Origin of the sequence: Streptomyces sp. NPDC000410 (assembly GCF_040300305.1) — a bacterium.
Classification (GTDB): domain Bacteria; phylum Actinomycetota; class Actinomycetes; order Streptomycetales; family Streptomycetaceae; genus Streptomyces.
The window spans coordinates 41,845-62,476 of record NZ_JBEPDM010000034.1 but is presented as its reverse complement, the minus strand read 5'-3'; the positions used below and the strand labels follow the sequence as shown (position 1 = coordinate 62,476).

Sequence of the window (20,632 nt, the reverse complement as noted above, 5' to 3'; positions counted from 1 at the left end):
AACTTTCCTAACTGTCTAGATAGCAGCCCCGCTCACGCCCTCGCAAGGGTCATGACAACAGACGCCGTTCAGCCTGCTGACCGGATGTCGCCCCGCTCCGGCCCGTGTGCGCGCCGCGCCCGCCGCGCCTAGCGTGGACCCATGATCCGGTTCGAACAGGTCAGCAAGGTCTACCCGGATGGCACCACGGCCGTCGACGGCCTGTCGTTCGAGGTCGCCGAAGGTGAACTGGTTACGCTCGTGGGCCCGTCCGGCTGCGGCAAGACGACCACGATGATGATGGTCAACCGGCTGATCGAACCGACCTCCGGACGGATCCTCGTCGACGGCGAGGACATCTCCCGTGTCGACCCGGTCCAGCTGCGCCGCCGCATCGGGTACGTGATCCAGCAGGTCGGCCTGTTCCCCCACCGCACGGTCCTCGACAACACCGCGACCGTCCCCGCCCTCGTCGGCTGGAAGAAGGCGAAGGCCCGTGCCCGCGCCGCCGAGCTGCTCGACCTGGTCGGCCTCGACCCCGCGACGTACGGCCCGCGCTATCCGGCGCAGCTCTCGGGCGGCCAGCGCCAGCGGGTCGGCGTGGCCCGCGCGCTGGCGGCCGATCCGCCGGTGCTGCTGATGGACGAGCCGTTCGGCGCGGTCGACCCGGTGGTGCGCGAGCGGCTGCAGAACGAGTTCCTCGGCCTGCAGGAGACGGTCCGCAAGACCGTGCTGCTGGTGACCCACGACATCGAGGAGGCGGTGCGGATGGGCGACCGTATCGCCGTGTACGGGCAGGGCCGCATCGAACAGTTCGACACCCCGGGAGCCGTTCTCGGCAATCCGGCGACCGCCTACGTGGCCCGCTTCGTGGGGGCGGACAGAGGGCTGAAACGGCTGTCGGTCACGGCGGTCGAACCGGACGACCTGGAGGAACCGCCCGTCGCCCGGCTGGACGAGCCGGCCGCGGACGCGGCGGCCCGGCTGCGCGCCGAGGACGCCCGCTGGGCGGTGGTGCTGGGCGGGCACGGCGAACTGCACGGCTGGGTGTCGGCCGACTCGCTGAGGCTCGCGGGCGACGAGGGCAGCGTCGGCGATCTGGCCCGCCGGATGGAGGCCTGGGTGCCGGTCGGGGCGCCGCTGAAGCAGGCCTTCAGCGAAATGCTCCAGCACGACGCCGGATGGGTCGCGGTGGTGGACGGGGCACGCTTCCTCGGCGTACTGACCCCGGCGAAACTCCATGAGGCGCTGCGCCGTTCGGTGGACGCGGAGGCGCAGGGCGTACCCCGTGACCAGGTGGACTTCGACTCGGTGGCCGACGCCTGACACCCCGGCCGGGGTGACACGCGGTCACGGCCCTGATCTCGTGGCCTCGACCTCGGGAACGCGGCCGTCGGGCACCCCTCCGCCTGGGTCCCGTCGGATCCCGCCATCAACCGATCGGTTGATGGCGCTTCGAGCTCGATGGGCGATGCCCCGCACCCCCGCGGAACGCGAGCATCGAGGCATGTCAGTCATCGAAGTCAGTGGCCTGTGCAAGGCCTACGGGGGCAGGGCAGTCGTCGACGGTGTCGACTTCGCCGTCGAGGAGGGCGAGATCTTCGGGATCCTCGGCCCCAACGGCGCGGGCAAGACCACCACCGTCGAATGCGTCGAGGGCCTGCGGGTCCCCGACGCCGGCACGGTACGGGTCGCCGGCCTCGACCCGATCGCCGACCACGACCGGGTCACCCGGCTCCTGGGCGCCCAGCTGCAGGAGAGCGAGCTGCAGGCCAAACTCACCGTGCGGGAGGCGCTGGAGCTCTACAGCGCCTTCTACCGCAAGCCCGCGGACTGGCGGCGGCTCGCGCAGCGCCTCGGTCTGACCGACAAACTCGGCGCGCGCTTCGGAAAGCTGAGCGGCGGCCAGAAGCAGCGCCTGTTCATCGCGCTCGCCCTCGTCGGCAACCCCAGGGTCGTCGTTCTCGACGAACTCACCACCGGGCTCGACCCGCGTGCCCGTCGTGACACCTGGCAGCTGATCGAGGAGGTCAGGGACTCGGGTGTCACGGTTCTGCTCGTCACGCACTTCATGGAGGAGGCGCAGCGCCTCTGCGACCGGATCGCGGTCATCGACAAGGGCCGGGTCGCCGCGCTCGACACCCCGGCGGGCCTGATCGGCCGGGCCGCGAGCTCGACCGTCATCTCGTTCACGCCCTCGCGGCCGATCGACGAGCGGGAGCTCGCGGAGCTGCCCGGCGTCCTCTCCGTACAGGAGAGGGACCGCAGGCTGGTGATCACCGGCACCGACGAGACCGTGGGAGCCGTTCTTTCACTGCTCGCCGGGCATCGCATCACGGCGGGGCAACTCCGTGTCGTGGACGCCACCTTGGACGACGCGTTCCTCGACCTCACCACTCAGGAGGCCTGACATGTCCGCCCCCACCGCCCCCACCGGGTCCACCGGGTCCACCGGGTCCAGCGCCTCCGCCGCCGTACTCAGGTCGGAGACGAGGCTGTTGCGCCGCGAGCCCGCCACGCTCTTCTGGATCATCGCGTTCCCGAGCCTGCTGCTCACGATCCTCGGGCTGATCCCGTCCTTCCGGGAGGCGAACGAGGCTCTCGGCGGCCGCCGCACCGTCGATCTGTACGTCCCCGTGGCCGTACTCCTGTCGGTGATCGTGGCAGGCGCGCAGACCATGCCGGGCGTCCTGACCGGCTACCGCGAGCGCGGGATCCTGCGTCGCCTGTCCACCACACCCGCCAGCCCCAAGTCCCTGCTCACCGCACAGATCGTGCTGCACGGAGCGGCGATCCTGCTCTCCGTCCTGCTCGCGGTCACGGTCGGCAGGCTCGCCTTCGACGTCGCGCTCCCGAAGCAGTTCGCCGGCTATGCCCTGGCGATCGTCGTCACCGTGCTCGCCGGGCTGGCACTCGGCGCCACCATCTCCGCGCTCTCCCGCACCACGAAGATCGCGCAGACCATCGGCACGGTCGCCGTCTTCCCCATGATGTTCACCGTCGGCGTCTACGCTCCCGTACAGGTCATGCCCGACCCGCTCAGGGACATCGTCGAGCTGACGCCGTTCGGTGCCGCCTCCCAGGCGCTCGACCAGGCGGCCGCGGGTGACTGGCCGAGCTGGTCGCATCTCGGGGTCACCGGTCTGTGGGCGGCTCTGCTGATCGGCGCCGCGGTCCGCTGGTTCCGCTGGGAGTGACCGTGCGGGGGCAGGGCCGAAAAGAACGGGTCCCGGCCGGGCGGACACGGCATGCTGACACCATGACGAGCCAGGGCCGGGCAGCCAGCGCGGAGGAACGGTGGGGGAAGTTCTACCGCTGGGGTCCGTGCGGGCTGCTCGCCCTCGCCACGACGGTAGGTGCGGCCACCGCGACCGTCTTCATGTCACGCGGCGAGACGTACGCGGCCGGGGCGCTGGTCGTGGCCGCTTTCGTCCTGGAGCTGTGGTGGGGCAGGACGAAGCCCGGACAGCCGGAGCACTCCCCGGCCGCGTGCCGCTACTACGCCGTACGCACCGCGATCGCCTTCGCCCTCACGTGGCTGAACCCGCTCTTCTCGTTCTACGCGGTGATCGGCTACTTCGACGCGGTCCACCTGCTGCCACCGCGCCGGGCCAGAGCCGGACTTCTGGTGACCGCCGTCACGTTGGCGGGCTCGCAGTCCGGCGGGCTGCCTCCCGAGTCGGCGACCGTGTGGATCCTCTTCGCGGTGGTCTTCGCGGTCCATGCCGCACTGGTCGTGATCTTCGGCAACCTGGGCGAGAAGGAGGCAGAGGAGGCCAGGGCCAAGGCCGCCACCATGGCCGAACTGGAACGGACCAACGTCCGCCTGGAACAGGCCCTCGCCGAGAACGCCGGTCTCCACACCCAACTCCTGCTCCAGGCAAGGGAAGCGGGAGTGGCCGACGAACGACGCCGGCTCGCCGCCGAGATCCACGACACCATCGCCCAGGGGCTCACCGGAATCATCACCCAGCTCCAGGTGGTCACCGCGGCCGAGGATCCGGCCGTCGCCCGTGCACACCTCGAACGTGCCCAGGCCCTGGCCCGGCAGAGCCTCGGTGAGGCCCGTCGCTCGGTGCACGACCTCGGCCCCGGCGCCCTTGAGCACGACGCGCTGCAGGAGGCCCTGGAGAAGACCGTCGCCGAATGGTCCCTGCGGACAGGCGTACGGGCCGAGTTCACCGCCACCGGTACCGTCGAGCCCCTGCACGACGAGATCGAGGCCACGCTGCTGCGGATCGCCCAGGAGGCCCTGGCCAACGCCGCCCGGCACGCCCGTGCCACCCGCGTCGGCGTCACCCTCTCCTACATGGACGACGAGGTCACCTTGGACGTACGCGACGACGGCCACGGCTTCGATCCGCTCACCCTGCCCCCGCGCGGCGAGTCGGGCGGCTTCGGACTCGGCGGGATGCGCGCCCGCGCCGAACGCCTCGCGGGGAACGTGGACATCGAGTCCGAGCCGGGCAACGGCACCGCGATCTCCGCCCGGGTACCGTTGGTGCGCATATGACTGACCGGACGATCACCCTCATCGTTGTCGACGACCATCCCGTCGTACGCGACGGACTGCGCGGCATGTTCGATTCCGCTCCGGACTTCGAGGTCCTCGGCGAGGCCTCGAACGGCGTCGAGGCGGTGGAGCTGACCGGACTCCTCGACCCGGACGTCGTCCTGATGGATCTGCGGATGCCGGGCGGCGGCGGAGTCGACGCGATCGCCGAACTCGCCCGCAGGGGCGCCAGGAGCAGGGTCCTGGTCCTCACCACGTACGACACGGACTCCGACACCCTTCCCGCGATCGAGGCGGGCGCCACGGGCTATCTCCTCAAGGACGCCCCGCGCGAGGACCTCTTCACGGCGGTACGCGCCGCGGCCGACGGCCGCACGGTCCTGTCCCCGGCAGTCGCGTCCCGTCTGGTCTCCCAGGTCCGCGCCCCGTCGGCCACCCGCACCTCCCTGAGCGCACGCGAGCGCGAAGTCCTCGCGCTGGTCGCCAAGGGCACCGCGAACCGGGAGATCGCCCGCACCCTGTTCATCAGCGAGGCCACGGTCAAGACCCATCTCACGCACTTGTACGCCAAGTTGGGCGTCAACGACCGCGCGGCCGCGGTGGCCGCGGCGTACGACCGGGGAATCCTGGGCGATGCGCGGCAGCGCTGATCACGCCGGGACGCCGATCGTCACAGCAGGCCCTTGGATTCCAGGTACTCCCGGGCGACGTCCTGCGGGAGCCTGCGCCAGCTGTCGACCTGCTCGTTGAGGGCCGCCAGGTCCGCCGTCGTCAGTACGGCGTTGAGTTTGTCCAGCACCTCGGTGACGCCCGCGCCGCCCGCCCGGGAGCGGTTGACGACGGGGACGATGTAGTCGGCGTTCTGCAGGTGCTTGTCGTCCTTGAGGAGCACCAGGCCGAAGTCGTCGAGGGTGGCGTCCGTGGTCGTGGTCAGCACCATCTGGTCCTGGCCCGACTGGACGGCCTGCTTGGCCTGGGTGGTGCCGACGCCCTTGGGGTCGATTCCGGTGATGTCGATGCCGTACGTCTTCGTCAGCCCGGGTGCGCAGTAAGGGCGCTGGACGCACTCGTCGCCGGCCGCGAGCCGCACGGGCAGTTTCGAGCGTCCCAGGTCGCTCAGGGTCCGCAGGTCGTGCTCGCGGGCGAAGGCGGAGGTGACGGCGAAGGCGTTCTGGTCGACGGCCCTGCCCGGGTCGAGGACGGTCAGTCCGCGCGGGGTGGCCAGGGAGCGCAGGGCGGTCATGGTGGTGGCGAGGTCGGGCGAGCCGACGGTCGGCGCGTCCGGGCCGTTGGCCTTGGCGTTCAGCCAGTCGGCGAAGGTCGCCGCGTACTCCGGTACGACGTCGATCTGGCCGCTCTCCAGCGCGGGTTCGTAGATCTCCCGGTTCGTCACGGAAATGATCTCCGTGTGGTAGCCGGCGTGTTCGAGGAGCAGCGCGTACATCTGGGCGAGCAGATCGCTCTCGGTGAAGCCGGCGGAGCCGATGGTCAGGTGTCTGCTGTCGCCGGGCGGTGCGGTCACCTGGCCCCGGTTCTCCAGGGACGGTCCGGTGGTGCAGCCACTGAGGGCGAGGACCAGGAGGAGGGTACGAAGCCACCTCATCCGCGTCTCCCCCACGAGGGCGCGAGCCGCTCCGCGCCCACGAAGACCGCCTCGACGAGCAGCGCGAAGGCGGCGACGAGCACGGCCCCGGCGACGACCTGCGGGGTGGAGGCGAGGTTGAAGCCGGCCGTGATGATCCGGCCGAGCCCGCCGCCGCCCGCCAGCGCGGCGATGGTCGCGGTGGCCACGAGTTGCACGGCCGCGATGCGTACGCCGGTGAGGATGAGCGGCATCGCGAGCGGGAGCTCGACCCGCAGCAGCATCTGGGTGCCCGTCATGCCCATGCCCCGGGCTGCCCGTACGACGTCCTGGTCGACGCCGCGCATGCCGACGTAGGCGTTGGTCAGCAGCGGCGGCACGGCGAACAGGACGAGCGCGATGACGGTCGGCCAGTATCCGTACGAGCCGATCGGGCTGAGCAGCAGCAGGACCAGCACGGCGAAGGTGGGCACGGCCCTGCCGACGTTGGAGATGTTGACCGCGAGCGCGCCGCCTCTGCCCAGATGTCCGAGGACGAGGGCGACGGGCAGCGCGACCAGACAGCTGAGCAGCAGACAGACGACGGTGAGGAACAGGTGCTCGACCAGCCGGTTCCAGACGCCGCCCTCGCCCGACCAGTTGGCGGATGTGGTGAGCCAGTCCCAGGCCTGGGAGAGCGTGTTCACGTGGCGGCCCGGTGCGCCCAGGGGGTCAGCAGCCGCTGGACCGCGAGGAGTACGAGGTCGGCGACGACGGCGATGACGACGCAGAGCACGGACGCGGTGAGCACCTGGGCCTTGAAGTAGGTGTTCATCCCGGAGTAGATGAGGTTGCCGAGGCCCCCGAAGCCGACGATCGCGCCGATGGTGACGAGGGAGACGGCGGAGACCGTCGCGATCCGCAGCCCGGCCATCGCGGCCGGCAGCGCGAGGGGCATCTCGACGGTGAGGAGCAGCCGCACCGGCCCGTACCCCATACCGCGCGCCGCCTGCCGGGTGTCCTCGGGCACCGCGCGCAGGCCGGCGAGGATGTTACGCACCAATAGGGTGAGCGAGTACAGCACCAGCCCCGCGATGACGAGCGACGCGGACAGCCCGTAGAACGGCAGCAGCAGCGAGAACATCGCGAGCGAGGGGATGGTGTAGAGGATCGTCGTCACCCCGAGCACCGGCCCGGCGGCCCACCGCCAGCGACGGGCCGCGACGGCGAGCGGCACGGCGAGGAGCAGCCCCAGGGCCACCGGGACGAAGGTCAGCTGGAGGTGCTGGAGGACCGCGTCGGTGAGGATCTCGCGGCGGGTGGACAGGTACTCGCCGCAGATCCAGTCGTTGCGCGCGAGGCAGTCGTCGGGCGCCGTGGTCCACCGATTCGCGGTCACCCGTTCATTCCAGCCCGGGGCGCGGGCGGTGCGCGCGTTGTGCTCACCTGTCCGGGTGCCTCCCGTCCCGCCGCTTTACGGCGCGGCGTACTGCTCGGCGAACTCCTCGGTCGGTGCGATCGGTGTGATGACGTCGATCAGGACCCCGTTGGGGTCGGCGACGATGAAGTGCCGCTGTCCGAAGTCCTCACTGCGCAGCTCCAGCTCGGGCGTGAGCCCGCCGAGGACGACGAGCCGCTCCCACTCCGCGTCGACGTCCTCCACCTCGAAGTTGAGCAGCAGCCCGCGCACGGGGGCGCGGTAGGCCGGCGGAACCGTCGGATGGGTGGGGTCGAGGAGGGCGAGTTCGTACGGCAGGGTTCCGGGGCGCTTGAGGCTGACGTACCAGTCGGCCTCGAACGTCGTCTCGAACCCCAGCAGTCCGGTGTAGAAGTCGCGGGACTCCTGGAGCCGGGACGTGCAGATCACCGGATAGAAGCTGGTCAGCATGGAACCTCTCCCTTTCGCATACCATTGGTATGCGAAGAAGCTATTCGCATACCATCGGTATGTCAATGGAAGGGGGTGCGGACCCGATGCCGCACGGCACCAGAACGCAGCAGCGGGAGCGGACCAGGCGGACACTCCTGCGCGAGGGCAGACGACTCTTCGCGACGGCGGGCTACGGCGCGGTGGGACTGTCGGAGGTCGTCCGCGCCGCCGGGGTCACCAAGGGCGCGCTCTACCACCACTTCGACAGCAAGGCGGAGCTGTTCCGGGCCGTACTGGAGGAGGTCCAGGGGGAGGTGGGACGACGGGTGGCGGAAGCCGCCGAGGCAGAGGACGACCCGTGGGCCGAGCTGACGGCCGGCTGCCAGGCGTTCCTCACCGCCGCCACCGACCCCGACATCCAGCGGATCATGCTCGTCGACGGGCCGGCCGTGCTGGGCTGGAACGAGTGGCGGGCCCTGGACGAGGCGAACTCGGCCCGCCATCTGGGCGAGGCCCTCTCCGCGCTGATCGAGCAGGGCGTCATCGCCCCGCAGCCGGTCGCCCCACTGACGCGCCTGCTCTCGGGCGCGATGAACGAGGCGGCCCTGTGGCTCGCGGCCTCGGCGGAGCCCGGGGATCTGGCCGACACCAGGGCCGCCCTGTCCCGGATGCTGGAGGCGCTGCGCGCCGCTCCGCCGGGCGGATGAAGGCGCCCGTTTGCAAAAATATGAAGACCGGTCTAGTTTTTCCCCATGGGACAGAAGGGCGAGGAAACCCGTGGCCGCCTGCTGGCCGCGACGCAGCAACTCATCGAGTCCGGGGGCTACTTCGGCGCCGGACTCAACCAGGTCATCGCCACCAGCGGAGCGCCGAAGGGATCGCTGTACTTCCACTTCCCGGGCGGCAAGGACCAGTTGGTGGAGGAGTCGGTCCGGCAGGGCGGCCGTGAGATCGAACAGCTCCTGGCCGACCTCGGCCACGACGCCGGACCCGGCGGCACGGCCGACCTGCTCATCGCCCTTCTGGGGGTCCTCGCCGACCGGCTCGAGGCGTCCGGCTGGCGCAAGGGGTGCCCGGTCGCCACGGTCGCCCTGGAAATGGCCGCGGCCAACCCCGCGCTCCAGCAGGTGTGCTCCGAGGTGTACCGGACCTGGGAGACCGCACTCGCCGAACGCCTCACGGCCGACGGCAATCCCTCACCCGGCCGCTCGGCGACGGCCGTTCTCTCCCTGATCGAGGGCGCGCTGGTGCTCGCACGGGCCCATCACAGCCGGGAGCCGCTCGACCGTGCCGCCCAGTCCGTCTCCCTGCTCCTCTGACCCACCTCCCCGCCCTCGCCCACCACCGCGCCCGCCCGCAGGGGCGGGCGATTCCCTGCCCAAAAAATATGTAGACCGGTCCAGTGAAATCAGTTCAGTGAAAGGTCATTCTCTGTGAGCACCGACTCCCTCGTCCTGGGCGCCGCCGGATTCATCGGGCGCGCGCTCGTCGCGGAACTGCTGGGCCAAGGCCGGCACGTGGCGGCCGCGGTGCGGGGCTCCGCCGCCCCGTTGACCTCATGGCTCGCCGGCGCGGGCGCCGACACCACGAACCTGCGCGTCGTCACCGCCGACATCACCGAACCCGGACTCGGCCTTCCGCCCGGCGATCTGCCCGACGTCCGTGACGTCTACAACTGCGCGGCGCGCTTCGCCTTCGGCCTCGACCCCGCCGACGCCCGCGCCGTCAACGTCACCGGAGCGCTCAACGTGCTCGAGTGGACCGCGGCCAGGAACTCCCCCCGGCGACTCGTCCATCTCAGCGGATACCGCGTCGGCGCGAAGAGCGACACCCCCGACTACCGGCGGCTCGGCGCGTACGAGGCCTCGAAGCAAGAGGGTGACACCGCCGTACGCCGCCGCGCCGCCGAACTGGGGGTGCCACTGACCGTCGCCAACCCGGCCAGCGTCATAGGCCATGGCCAGTTCATCGGCCTCGCGTCGATCGTGAGCGACCTGTGGCACGGACGGCTGCCCGCCGTCCCCGGCGGCCCCGGCACCTTCCTTCCCGTCGTCACCCTCGACCACTTCGCCCGCTTCCTCGCCGCGCTCCCCGAAGACCCCGGCGCCGCCGGCCAGGACTACTGGGTGCTCGACGACGCCACGCCCGAACTCCCCGCCCTCCTCCGGCTCGTCGCCGCGCACACCGGCGTACGTCCGCCCCGCGGGCACATTCCCGTACCACTGCTGCGGTTGCTGCCCCGCGCCCTCACGGGGGCGGACCCCGAGACCTTCTCCTTCCTCTCGACCGACCGCTACCCCACCGCGTCCGCCTCCGCGTTCGCCGCTGCCCACCAACTGCGCATGCCGCCCGTCCAGCAGGCCCTGCGCGACTGGGCGGACCACCTGGTCGCCACCCGCTTCGGCGCTGCGAGCGCCCCGCGGCAGCCGCACGGCTTCCACGAGATCGCCGGCAGCCGCACCTGGCTCGTCGGGGACCGGCGCTCGCCCGAGCACGTGCTGCTGCACGGGCTGCCGCTGGACGCCGACTCCTGGACGGACGTGACCCGGCACCTCGAAGCCCGGACCCTGGCGGCGGACCTGCCCGGCCTCGGCCGCTCCGGCGCCACCGCCGCGACGACGGACGACTGGCTCGCGGACCTCATGGAACCCGTCACCGGCCGCCCGCTCCTGACGGCCCACTCCCTCGCGTGCGGCCCGGCCCTGCGCTACGCGCTGCGTCACCCCGACCGGATCCGCGGCCTGGTCCTGATCGCACCCGCCTTCCTGCAGAACAGCCCTGCCCCTCGGCGACCGGCCCGGGTCACCGCCATGGCCCTGCGGCGGATGTCCCCCGCCCGGCTCGCCGACACCCTCGGCGTCCCTCTGGGACCCGCCGTCCACAGCGCGGCGACGGCACTGCACCGACCGGGCGCGGCCCGGCGGGTGATGACGGCGCTTCGCGCGGCACGTGCCGACAGCGCGTCGCTGCGGGAGGCACTGGGACAGGTACGGGTGCCCGTCACCGTCGTGGCCGGTGAATCCGACCCGCTGGCCGTCCGGGTGTCCCTGCCGACCGTGACCGTCCCGGCCGCCGGGCACTACCCGCAGCTCACCGACCCCGAAGCGGTGGCACGCCTCCTCGCCGATCAGGCCTCCGCGGATGACCCGGCCGCGGCGACGCTCGCGATCATCGAGGTGCAGGCGGCGGCCTTCGGCGGCCAATCAGGGTGCAGGCAACGGCCGTCGGAGGCCTGATCGAGGCGGAAACGGCGGCCGTCGGAGGCTGATCGAGGCGGGGACAGCGGCCGCCGGAGGCCAATCAAGGCGGAGGCAACGGCCGTCGGAGGCGAGCGGAATCAGGGGCGGCGCCGGGCGTTCGCCTGACGTACGGCGGGCAGTCATAGAACGTCCGCCGGGCGATCCCCCGCGCACGCTGTCCTTGGGTCGCCCCTCGCCTCCCCTTCTCGCCTGCAGAGGTCACCCACCCATGGCAGAACTCAACCGCCGCCGCTTCCTCCAGCTCGCCGGGGGCGCCACCGCGCTCACGATGCTGTCCGACAGCATCGCCCGGGCGGCCGCCATCCCGGCCCAAGGAGCCACCGGCACGCTTCAGGACGTCGAGCACATCGTCGTCCTGATGCAGGAGAATCGTTCCTTCGACCACTACTTCGGTGCGATGAAGGGCGTACGGGGCTTCGGCGACCCCCGCCCCGTCACCCTGCCCAGCGGCAAGTCCGTCTGGAACCAGGCGGACGGGAACAAGAAGGTGACCCTGCCGTTCCGGCCGCCGGGCGACGACCTCGGCATGGAGTTCCTCCAGGGCCTCAACCACGACTGGGCCGGCGGCCAGAAGGCGTTCAACCAGGGCAAGTACGACCAGTGGGTGCCCGCGAAGACCGCCACCACCATGGCGTACCTGACCCGCGAGGACATCCCCTTCCACTACGCGCTCGCCGACGCCTTCACCATCTGCGACGCGTACCACTGTTCCTTCATCGGCTCCACCGACCCGAACCGCTACTACCTGTGGACGGGCCACACCGGCAACGACGGTACGGGCGGCGGACCGGTCCTCAACAACGCCGAGGCCGGGTACGGGTGGACCACCTACCCCGAGCGCCTGGAGGCGGCCGGGATCTCCTGGAAGGTCTACCAGGACATCGGCGACGGCCTCGACGCCGCCGGCTCCTGGGGCTGGATCAACGACGCCTATCGCGGCAACTACGGCGACAACTCCCTGCTGTACTTCAACACGTACCGGTCCGCCCAGCCCGGCAATCCGCTGTACGACAAGGCCCGCACCGGCACCGACGCGTCGAAGGGCGACGGCTTCTTCGACATCCTCCGCGCCGACGTCCAGGCGGGACGGCTGCCCCAGGTCTCCTGGATCGCCGCCCCCGAGGCCTTCTCCGAGCACTCGAACTGGCCGTCCAACTACGGCGCCTGGTACATCTCGCAGGTCCTGGACGCACTGACGTCGAACCCCGAGGTGTGGGCCCGTACCGCCCTGTTCATCACGTACGACGAGAACGACGGCTTCTTCGACCACGTCGTGCCGCCGTACGCGCCGTCCGGTACGGCCCAGGGCCTGTCGACGACCCCGACCGCGCTCGACCACTTCCCCGGCAAGACGGGTTACGTCGCGGGACCGTACGGCCTCGGCCCCCGTGTGCCCATGCTCGTCGTCTCCCCCTGGAGCACCGGCGGCTACACCTGCTCCGAGACCTTCGACCACACCTCGGTCATCCGCTTCATGGAGCAACGGTTCGGCGTGCGGGAGCCCAACATCTCCCCCTGGCGCCGCGCCGTCTGCGGCGACCTGACCTCCGCGTTCGACTTCGCGCGTACGCAGACCACGCCGGCCGAACTGCCGCCGACCGCCGGGTACTACCCGCCGGACCGCGAGCGCCACCCCGACTTCCGGCCCACCGCCCCGGCCGTCGGCACGATGCCCCGGCAGGAGCCGGGCGGCAAGCCCACCCGCCCGCTGGCGTACGCGCCGTACGTGGACGGTTCCGCCGACATCGCCGCCGGCAGGTACCGGCTCACCTTCAGCGGTGGCCCGACGGCCGGTGCCCAGTTCTACGTGACCTCGGCGAACCGCACCGACGCGCCCTGGACGTACACGACCGAGGCGGGCAAGTCGATCGCGGACAGCTGGAACGCGCAGTACTCGAAGGGCGTCACGGACCTGACGGTGCACGGTCCGAACGGATTCCTGCGCCGCTTCCGCAACCCCGGCAAGACGGCGGGGCCCGAGGTCACCGCCCGCCACAACGCGACGACCGGCAACCTCGACCTGACCTTCACCAACGCCGGCACCGCCGACGCCCACCTCACCGTCACCAACGCCTACGGCGGCGCCCCCCAGACCTTCACGGTCCGCAGGGGCGCGACCGTCACGCACTCCGTCGACCTGCGCTCCTGCGGCAACTGGTACGACGTGACGATCACCTCCACCACCCCGGCCGACTTCCTCCGCCGCCTCGCGGGCCACGTCGAGACCGGCGCCGCGGGCGTGTCCGACCCGGGCATCCTCACGGCCTGAGCCTCGCCCGTCGATCCGTTCCGCCACGCGCCGCGCCGGCACCACCAGGTGCCCGGGGCGGCGCGTGCGCGGTGCCCGCTTGCGGCGCACCCGGCATCGGGCCATTGCTTTCCCCGGGTGGGCGTGTCCGGGCACCCGGCGAACGGCTCCGTACGCGGAGGGCGACATGGCACTCTGGCATTGTCGGCGAACGCTGTCAGGGAGCGACGAGATGAGCTACGTGAGTCCCGGCGGGGAGTACTCGCGCGACATCCGCTACCTCACCACCCGGGTGACCGCCGACGGGCGGGACGGCTTCCCCGTCGAGCCCGGCCGTTATCGCCTGGTGGTGAGCCGTGCCTGTCCGTGGGCGAGCCGGGCGGTGATCGTGCGGCGGCTCCTCGGGCTGGAGCGTGCCCTGCCGATGGCCATCGCCGGGCCGACGCACGACGAGCGCAGCTGGAGGTTCGACCTCGACCCGGGCGGCCGCGACCCGGTGCTCGGCATCGAACGGCTCCAGGAGGCGTACCTCGCCCGCGATCCCGGCTACGACCGCGGGATCACGGTGCCGGCGATCGTCGACGTGCCGACGGGCATGGTCGTCACCAATGACTTTCCGCAGATCACGATCGACATGTCCCTGGAGTGGACGCCGTATCACCGTGACGGTGCGCCGGCGCTCTACCCGCCCGAGCTGCGGTCGGAGATGGACGCGGTGAACGAGGTGATCTACAAGGACGTGAACAACGGGGTCTACCGGGCCGGGTTCGCCGGGTCGCAGAAGTCCTACGCCGAGGCGTACGAGCGCCTGTTCGCCCAGCTGGACCGGCTCGCCGAGCGCCTCGAAGGCTCCCGCTACCTCGTCGGCGACACGATCACCGAGGCCGATGTGCGGCTGTTCACGACCTTGGTGCGCTTCGATGCCGTCTACCACGGTCACTTCAAGTGCAACCGGCGGAAGCTGTCCGAGATGCCGGTGCTGTGGGCGTACGCGCGAGACCTGTTCCAGACCCCCGGATTCGGCGACACGGTCGATTTCGACCACATCAAACAGCACTACTACCGGGTGCACCGCGACATCAATCCGACCGGGATCGTGCCGGTCGGACCGGACCTGTCGCGTTGGCTCGATCCTCATGACCGTGCGGCGCTGGGCGGGCGGCCGTTCGGCGACGGCACGCCACCCCTGCCGACGGCGCCCGAGGAAGCGGTGCCGGCCGGTCATACGCCGCTGTCCCCCTGAGTCGGCAGGGTCAGCCCCGGTCGGCCCGGTCGGCTCGATCGGCTCGATCGCGTTCCGCCGTCGAGCTCGTGTGCGACCCCGGTCGCGTACCGGCGGCTTAGGCTGCCGATCATGGCTACTGCGTATACCGACCTGCCCGCACTGGTCTCCGACCCCCACGCGTCGTATGCCCGGCTTCGGGAGGCCGGACCGGTGCATCGCGTCACCGGGCCGGACGGGCTGCCCGTGTGGATCGTCACCCGCTACGCCGACGTGCGGCGACTGCTCGCCGACCCGCGGCTCTCCCTGGACAAGACACATCGGCTTCCCGGCAATTACCGCGGCTTCTCGCTACCCCCGGTCCTCGACGCCAACCTGCTGAACATGGACCCGCCGGACCACACCCGCATCAGGCGCCTCGTCACCAAAGCCTTCACGGCCGGACGGGTCGAGCGGATGCGCTCGGGCATTCAGGCCCTGGCCGACCGCTTGCTGGACGACGTGGCCGGCCGAGGACACGCCGACCTCGTTGCCGACTTCGCCGCGCCGCTGCCCATCACGGTCATCTGCGATCTGCTGGGTGTGCCGCAGGACTCCCGCCCGAACTTCCGGGACTGGACCGATGCGCTGGTCGCCCCGGATCCGGAGAATCCGAGCGCCGCGAAGCGTGCCGTGGCCGCCATGCTGTCGTACTTCCCCCGGCTGATCGCCGACAAGCGCCGCATGCCCGGCGACGACCTGCTGACCGATCTGATCAGAGTGCGCGACGACGAGGACGAGCTCACCGAGGACGAGCTGACCTCACTCGCCTTCCTCATCCTGTTCGCCGGCTACGAGAACACGGTGCAACTCATCGGCACCGCCGTACTGGCCCTTCTCGACCACCCGGAGCAGCTGGCCGCGCTGCGCGACGCCCCGGCCGTGATCGAAGCCGCCGTGGAGGAGTTCGCCCGCTACGACGGCCCGGCGGCCCTCGCCATCCGCCGCTTCCCCGTCGAGGACATGGAGATCGACGGGGTGACGATTCCGGCCGGGGAGACCGTGATGCTGTCGCTGGCCTCCGCCAATCGCGACCCCGGCCAGTTCCCCGATCCCGACCGCCTCGACCTGGGAAGGCGGGACGGTGGGCACGTGGCTCTCGGCCACGGAATCCACTACTGCGTGGGCGCCCCTCTGGCACGGCTGGAAACGCAGATCGCCGTGAACACGCTGCTGCGACGGTTCCCCGCCCTGGAGCTGGACGTGCCGCGCGACGAGCTGCGCTGGCGGCCGTCGATGCGGGCCCGCGGACTGGTCGCGTTGCCGGTCCGGTTCTCACCGGCCTGAGCGAGTGGCGGGAGCATGGCCGGGTTGCCCGTGGTCCCGTAAAACCCCTGCTCACAGAGGGTTTCCCGGCCGCTCACCCGACGGGCAACGGGCAACCCGTGGACCCCGGTGGGAGCCCCGGGCAAGGCTGGAGCCGTCAGCACGAAGCAAGACCCGCAAGGGGGAATCATGCGCAAGGTGTTCCACGGCTTCGCCGCGCTCACGACCACGGTCGCGGCGGTCCTGGCGTTCGGCGGCGCGGCCGAGGCCAAGCCGGCCGACTGGGCCGGATGCCCGGACGGGGCGGTCTGCATCTACCCGCAGGACCAGGACCCGGCACAGAAGCCCAGCGACATCTTCTACAGCTACGGAGCCCACAACCTGAGCAACCAGTTCGGCAACCACTGGGTTCTCAACAACCAGACCGGCGGAGCGACCGCTGCCCTGTGCACCGGCTCGGGCGGGTCGGGCTGCGGCGAGCGGATCGCCGCGGACACCGGCGTGTACGCCGACCTGACGCCGATCAACTCGATCACCCTGTACCGGCCCTGACCACCTCCCTGCGTGGGGCCGACTTCCGGAGCCGCGATTCCGCGGCTCCGGAAGGTACCCCGTCCGCGTGACACCGGAGGAAGGTACCCCCGTCCGCGTGACACCGGACGCGAAGCCTGATGGTCCGTCCGATCCCCGCTGTAGCCTGGGCATCTGCCGTCATTCAGCCTGGGCGCGCTTTGCCATGGGGGATGCTTTGGGGGATCCGGACCGCGGACGGACGACCGATCACCAGCACGATGCTCCCGACACCGCCACGGTGTCCTTTCCCGCCCAGCTGAGACGTCTTCGGACCCGGCGTGGGCTGTCCCTGGCCGACCTGGCCCGGCAGACGCACTACAGCAAGGGCTATCTGAGCAAGATCGAGACCGGCGTGAAGCGCGTGACCGTCGACGTGGCGCGCCGCTGCGACCAGGTGCTGCGGGCGGAGGGGGAACTGCTGCGGCTGGTCGTCCGGCAGGCCCCGGCACCCGGCTCCGCCTCCGGGGCCGGGGCCGGGGCCGACGACGCGCCCGGATCGCAGTCGGACGGGGAATGTCCCTACCGGGGTCTTTCGGCCTTCACCCCGCAGGACGCGGGATGGTTCTTCGGCCGTGAGCACGCGACGGCCGCGCTGGCCGAGCGGGTCTTCGAGCGGATCGGGACCGGGCCGCTGATGCTGGTCGCCCCGTCGGGCGCCGGGAAGTCGTCCCTGCTCAACGCCGGTCTCGTACCGGCTCTCCGGCGCCGCGGCGGGTTCCCGATGCCGGGCGCCGACACCTGGCCGGTGGTGACCTTCACGCCCTCCGCGCATCCGCTGGACGAGCTACTGGACTGCGCCGCGAAGGTCCTGGGCAGCGATCTCGGCCTCACCGCGGGGCAGTTGCGGGACCGGCCGGAATCCCTGCTCGAAGCGGTCCAGCGGCTCCACCACGACACCCCGCCGGGACCCTCGGTCCGGCGGCCTCCGCCCGTCCGGCCGGTGCTGCTCATCGACCAGTTCGAAGAGCTGTTCACCCTCTGCTCCGACGAGGACGAGCGGCGGGACTTCGTCCGTGTGCTCCGCGCGGTGGCCACCTCCCACCCGGCGGCGGGCGGGCACGATCCCGCCGTCGTGGTGCTCGGCGTGCGGGCCGACTTCTCGGGGAGCTGTCTCGACCTCCCCGAGCTGGCCTCGGTCTTCACCGACGGGCTGTTCGTGCTGCGCCCGATGTCCGTGGCGGAGCTGCGGGAGTCGATCACGCGTCCGGCGGAGCTCGCCGGCGTCACGCTCGAACCGGGGCTGGTCCCCCTGCTCCTGCGCGATGCCGGACTGCGCGACGATCCCGGCTCGGTGGACCCCTCGGCGGCGGGTGGCCGGACACCGTCCGGTGTGCTGCCGCTGGTGTCCCACGCGCTGCTGGCCACCTGGCAGCGGCGCGAGGGCGCCACGCTGACCGTCGCCGGGTACGAGCACATCGGGGGTATCCAGGGGGCGATCGCGCGTACGGCCGAGAACGTGTTCGCCCGTCTGTACCCGGCCGAGCAGCGGACGATCCGTCGCATCCTGGTGCGGCTGGTCCATGTCGCCGACGGCACCGGGGCGACGCGGCGCCGGATGAGCCGGACCGCCCTGATGGAGCAGCTGGGCGGTGCGGACGGTGCCGGGGCCGCGCTCGACGCCTTCGTACGGGCCCGGCTGATCACCATGGACAGTGACACGGTCGAGATCACGCATGAGGCACTCCTCCATGCCTGGCCACGGCTGCACGGCTGGATCCACGCGGACCGGGCCGGACTGCTGATACACCAGCAGCTGGCCCACGCCGCGGGGGAATGGGAGCGCGAGGGCCGCGATCCGTCGGTTCTCTACCGTGGCACCCGGCTGGACACGGTCCGTTCATGGGCCGACGAGCTCGACGGCTGGAGCCGGCTGAGCCCTCAGGAAGAGGCGTTCCTCCGGGCGAGCCAGGCCGAGGAGGCCGGCCGGGAGAGGCTGGCGAGGCGTCAGGTCCGGGTGCGGCAGTGGATACTGGCCACGCTCGTCGTCCTGCTGCTCGTCGCCCTGGGCGCCGGAGGCCTGGCCCACCAGCAGCGTGAAGGCGCGCTCGCCCAGGAGCGGGTCGCCCTCTCGCGGGCCTTCGCCGTGCAGTCGACGTCCCTGGCCTCGGGTCAGCCGGAGGCATCGATGCTGCTCGCCGAGGAGGCGTACCGCACGGAGGCGACGACCGAGGCGCGCGGGGCCCTCCTGAGCACGCAGGCGCAGCCCTTCTCCGCCCGGCTCGGCGGGCACCGCGGGGCGGTCAACGCGGTGGCCTTCGCGCCGGGGAACCGGCTGCTGGCGACGGCCGGTTCGGACGGGAAGGTGATGCTGCGGCGGGTGGCCGACCGTCGGACGACCGCGACGTTCACCGTCCCCGGGCGGGTACGCTCCGTGGCCTTCAGCCCCGACGGCCGCACCCTCGCGGCGACCTCCACGGACGGGCCCGTACGGCTCTGGGACACCGCAGGGCGCCGTGCGGCGGCGGTTCTTCCCGCGCGCACGAAGGGCGCGCGGGCGGTCGCTTTCGACCCGCGTGGACGGACGATGGCCACCGCGGCCACCGACGGTACGGTCCAGCTCTGGGACACCGCGCCGGGCCACCGGGCCGTCGCGTCACTCACCGGCCACGCCGGGCGGGTCAACGCCCTGGCGTACGCCCCGGACGGCCGGACCCTCCTCTCGGCCGGTTCCGACGGGACCGTTCGGCTGTGGGACGCGGTACGTGCCCGTCCGCTCGGCATGCTCGAGGGGCACACCGACGAGGTGCTGGGGGCGGCGTTCGCTCCGGACGGGCGGACCCTCGCCGCCGGGGGTGTGGACCGGACCGTACGGCTGTGGGACGTGGCGAGCCGCCGGACGACCGCGACGCTGACCGGCCACAGCGACGACGTCAACGCGGTCGCCTACACGCCCGACGGCACGACGGTCGTCAGCGCGGGCGGCGACGGCACGACCCGGCTGTGGGACGTGCGCGGCGGTCGGCCGACCGCGACCCTCGCCGGCCACACCGACTACGTGCTCGCGGTGGCCGTGGACTCCGGCGGAACGGTGCTGGCCACCGGCGGGTTCGACCAGTCCGTGGTGCTCTGGGACCTGCGGGGTTCGGTGCTGACGTCGCGTCCGTTCACCGAGGTCTGGCAGGCCGCGTACAGCCCGGACGGGAAGCTCCTGGCCACCGCCGACGGCGATCGCACGGTGCGGCTGTGGGACGTGGCGGGGCGCCGGGTCCTGGCGACGTTCACGGGTCACCGCGAGACGGTGTTCTCGGTGGCCTTCGCCCCGGGCGGGCGCACGCTCGCCTCGGCGGGATCCGACGGCACCGTACGGCTGTGGGACGTGGCCGCACGCCGCCCGCTCACCACCCTCGCGGGTCACCGCGAGATCGTGTTCTCGGTGGCCTTCGCCCCGGACGGACGCACGCTCGCCTCGGCGGGATCCGACGGCACCGTACGGCTGTGGGACGTGGCCGCACGCCGCCCGCTCACCACCCTCACCGGCCACACGGACTTCGCCAACGACGTCGTGTTCAGCCCCGACGGGCGGACCCTGGCGAGCGCCGGGGACGATCTGACCGTACGGCTGTGGGACGTCGCCGGACGCCGCCCGCCCGCCACGCTCGCCGGGCATACGGGCGCGGTGCGGGGTGTGGCGTTCAGCCCGGACGGGCGGACCCTCGCGAGCAGCGGCAACGACGGCACCGTACGGCTGTGGGACACCGGGCGGCGGCGCCCCGTGGCGGCGCTGACGGGCCACACCGGCTCCGCGCGGGGCATCGCCTTCTCCCCCGACGGCAGGACGCTGGCGAGCAGCGGCAACGACCGTACGGTACGGCTGTGGGACGTGGCCGGGCACCGGCTGTGGGCCGCGTTGACGGGCCATACGAACTCGGTGTGGGGCATCGCCTTCTCCCCCGACGGGCGGTCGGTGGCCAGCAGCAGCAACGACGGCACCGTACGGCTGTGGAACCTGGACGTCAGGGCGCGGCTGGCGGAGATCTGCCGGCTGCGCACGAGCATCGGCCCGAGGGAGCGCGGGACGCTCGTGCCCGGTGTCCCCGTCTCCCCCGGCACCGCCTGCGGCCGTCGCTGACCCCGGCGGCGCCGTCGCCGCGCGCCGCCCGC

General features: G+C 71.8%; 17 protein-coding genes. 13 read left to right on the top strand and 4 right to left on the bottom strand.

The window, feature by feature from the left end; translation table 11 throughout:
* Positions 1-141: 141 nt before the first annotated feature.
* The 5 genes from ABT342_RS27170 (at position 142) to ABT342_RS27150 (ending at position 5,142) form a co-directional block, all read left to right on the top strand.
* On the top strand, positions 142-1,305 hold the full coding sequence (locus ABT342_RS27170) for an ABC transporter ATP-binding protein (protein ID WP_351579174.1): 1,164 nt from the start codon (positions 142-144) through the stop codon (positions 1,303-1,305).
* A gap of 181 nt (positions 1,306-1,486) precedes the next feature.
* Positions 1,487-2,389: an ABC transporter ATP-binding protein gene (locus ABT342_RS27165; protein ID WP_351579171.1), complete on the top strand. Its 903-nt coding sequence runs from the start codon at positions 1,487-1,489 to the stop codon at positions 2,387-2,389.
* A 1-nt stretch (position 2,390) separates the two neighbouring features.
* Positions 2,391-3,176, top strand: coding sequence for an ABC transporter permease (locus ABT342_RS27160; protein WP_351579168.1), 786 nt, complete (start codon positions 2,391-2,393; stop codon positions 3,174-3,176).
* A gap of 62 nt (positions 3,177-3,238) precedes the next feature.
* Positions 3,239-4,492, top strand: a complete 1,254-nt coding sequence (locus ABT342_RS27155; protein ID WP_351579165.1) for a sensor histidine kinase — start codon at positions 3,239-3,241, stop codon at positions 4,490-4,492.
* A complete protein-coding gene (locus ABT342_RS27150) occupies positions 4,489-5,142 on the top strand; it encodes a response regulator (RefSeq protein ID WP_351579162.1) in 654 nt (217 codons plus the stop codon). Before ABT342_RS27155 ends, ABT342_RS27150 begins: the two co-directional genes overlap by 4 nt.
* Positions 5,143-5,162: 20 nt before the next feature.
* Here ABT342_RS27150 and ABT342_RS27145 read toward each other — a convergent pair whose 3' ends face one another.
* The 4 genes from ABT342_RS27145 to ABT342_RS27130 form a co-directional block, all read right to left on the bottom strand.
* A complete protein-coding gene (locus tag ABT342_RS27145; protein WP_351579159.1) occupies positions 5,163-6,095 on the bottom strand; it encodes an ABC transporter substrate-binding protein in 933 nt (310 codons plus the stop codon).
* A complete protein-coding gene (locus tag ABT342_RS27140; RefSeq protein ID WP_351579156.1) occupies positions 6,092-6,760 on the bottom strand; it encodes an ABC transporter permease in 669 nt (222 codons plus the stop codon). Before ABT342_RS27140 ends, ABT342_RS27145 begins: the two co-directional genes overlap by 4 nt.
* A complete protein-coding gene (locus ABT342_RS27135; RefSeq protein WP_351579153.1) occupies positions 6,757-7,452 on the bottom strand; it encodes an ABC transporter permease in 696 nt (231 codons plus the stop codon). Before ABT342_RS27135 ends, ABT342_RS27140 begins: the two co-directional genes overlap by 4 nt.
* A 75-nt stretch (positions 7,453-7,527) precedes the next feature.
* Complete coding sequence (locus ABT342_RS27130; protein WP_351579150.1) at positions 7,528-7,941, bottom strand: VOC family protein; 414 nt, start codon at positions 7,939-7,941, stop codon at positions 7,528-7,530.
* A gap of 86 nt (positions 7,942-8,027) precedes the next feature.
* On the opposite strand from ABT342_RS27130, the gene ABT342_RS27125 reads away from it, so the two are divergent.
* From ABT342_RS27125 to ABT342_RS27090, 8 genes are all read left to right on the top strand, one after another.
* Positions 8,028-8,630, top strand: a complete 603-nt coding sequence (locus ABT342_RS27125) for a TetR/AcrR family transcriptional regulator (RefSeq protein WP_351579215.1) — start codon at positions 8,028-8,030, stop codon at positions 8,628-8,630.
* Positions 8,631-8,675: 45 nt separating this feature from the next.
* Complete coding sequence (locus ABT342_RS27120) at positions 8,676-9,242, top strand: TetR/AcrR family transcriptional regulator (protein WP_351579147.1); 567 nt, start codon at positions 8,676-8,678, stop codon at positions 9,240-9,242.
* A 114-nt stretch (positions 9,243-9,356) separates the two neighbouring features.
* Entirely contained in the window at positions 9,357-11,159 is a 1,803-nt protein-coding gene (locus tag ABT342_RS27115; protein ID WP_351579144.1) for an alpha/beta fold hydrolase, read from the top strand.
* Positions 11,160-11,391: 232 nt separating this feature from the next.
* Positions 11,392-13,452: a phosphocholine-specific phospholipase C gene (locus ABT342_RS27110; RefSeq protein WP_351579141.1), complete on the top strand. Its 2,061-nt coding sequence runs from the start codon at positions 11,392-11,394 to the stop codon at positions 13,450-13,452.
* A gap of 211 nt (positions 13,453-13,663) precedes the next feature.
* Positions 13,664-14,674 carry a glutathione S-transferase family protein gene (locus tag ABT342_RS27105; protein WP_351579138.1) on the top strand — a complete coding sequence of 337 codons (1,011 nt, stop codon included), beginning with the start codon at positions 13,664-13,666 and terminating at the stop codon, positions 14,672-14,674.
* Positions 14,675-14,785: 111 nt separating this feature from the next.
* The gene (locus ABT342_RS27100; RefSeq protein ID WP_351579135.1) at positions 14,786-15,979 is read left to right on the top strand and encodes a cytochrome P450 family protein; all 1,194 of its coding nucleotides are present in this window, start codon (positions 14,786-14,788) and stop codon (positions 15,977-15,979) included.
* A gap of 168 nt (positions 15,980-16,147) precedes the next feature.
* A complete protein-coding gene (locus ABT342_RS27095; protein ID WP_351579132.1) occupies positions 16,148-16,510 on the top strand; it encodes a hypothetical protein in 363 nt (120 codons plus the stop codon).
* A 196-nt stretch (positions 16,511-16,706) separates the two neighbouring features.
* Positions 16,707-20,600 carry an nSTAND1 domain-containing NTPase gene (locus ABT342_RS27090; RefSeq protein ID WP_502965625.1) on the top strand — a complete coding sequence of 1,298 codons (3,894 nt, stop codon included), beginning with the start codon at positions 16,707-16,709 and terminating at the stop codon, positions 20,598-20,600.
* Positions 20,601-20,632: the final 32 nt, after the last annotated feature.

Excerpts from the sequence above, each read along its gene's own strand:
- ABT342_RS27120 (WP_351579147.1), top strand. The coding sequence starts at position 8,676 with ATGGGACAGAAGGGCGAGGAAACCCGTGGCCGCCTGCTGGCCGCGACG.
- ABT342_RS27145 (WP_351579159.1), bottom strand. The coding sequence starts at position 6,095 with ATGAGGTGGCTTCGTACCCTCCTCCTGGTCCTCGCCCTCAGTGGCTGC.
- ABT342_RS27155 (WP_351579165.1), top strand. The coding sequence starts at position 3,239 with ATGACGAGCCAGGGCCGGGCAGCCAGCGCGGAGGAACGGTGGGGGAAG.
- ABT342_RS27125 (WP_351579215.1), top strand. The coding sequence starts at position 8,028 with ATGCCGCACGGCACCAGAACGCAGCAGCGGGAGCGGACCAGGCGGACA.
- ABT342_RS27170 (WP_351579174.1), top strand. The coding sequence starts at position 142 with ATGATCCGGTTCGAACAGGTCAGCAAGGTCTACCCGGATGGCACCACG.
- ABT342_RS27095 (WP_351579132.1), top strand. The coding sequence starts at position 16,148 with ATGCGCAAGGTGTTCCACGGCTTCGCCGCGCTCACGACCACGGTCGCG.
- ABT342_RS27165 (WP_351579171.1), top strand. The coding sequence starts at position 1,487 with ATGTCAGTCATCGAAGTCAGTGGCCTGTGCAAGGCCTACGGGGGCAGG.
- ABT342_RS27150 (WP_351579162.1), top strand. The coding sequence starts at position 4,489 with ATGACTGACCGGACGATCACCCTCATCGTTGTCGACGACCATCCCGTC.
- ABT342_RS27130 (WP_351579150.1), bottom strand. The coding sequence starts at position 7,941 with ATGCTGACCAGCTTCTATCCGGTGATCTGCACGTCCCGGCTCCAGGAG.
- ABT342_RS27105 (WP_351579138.1), top strand. The coding sequence starts at position 13,664 with ATGAGCTACGTGAGTCCCGGCGGGGAGTACTCGCGCGACATCCGCTAC.
- ABT342_RS27100 (WP_351579135.1), top strand. The coding sequence starts at position 14,786 with ATGGCTACTGCGTATACCGACCTGCCCGCACTGGTCTCCGACCCCCAC.
- ABT342_RS27160 (WP_351579168.1), top strand. The coding sequence starts at position 2,391 with ATGTCCGCCCCCACCGCCCCCACCGGGTCCACCGGGTCCACCGGGTCC.
- ABT342_RS27110 (WP_351579141.1), top strand. The coding sequence starts at position 11,392 with ATGGCAGAACTCAACCGCCGCCGCTTCCTCCAGCTCGCCGGGGGCGCC.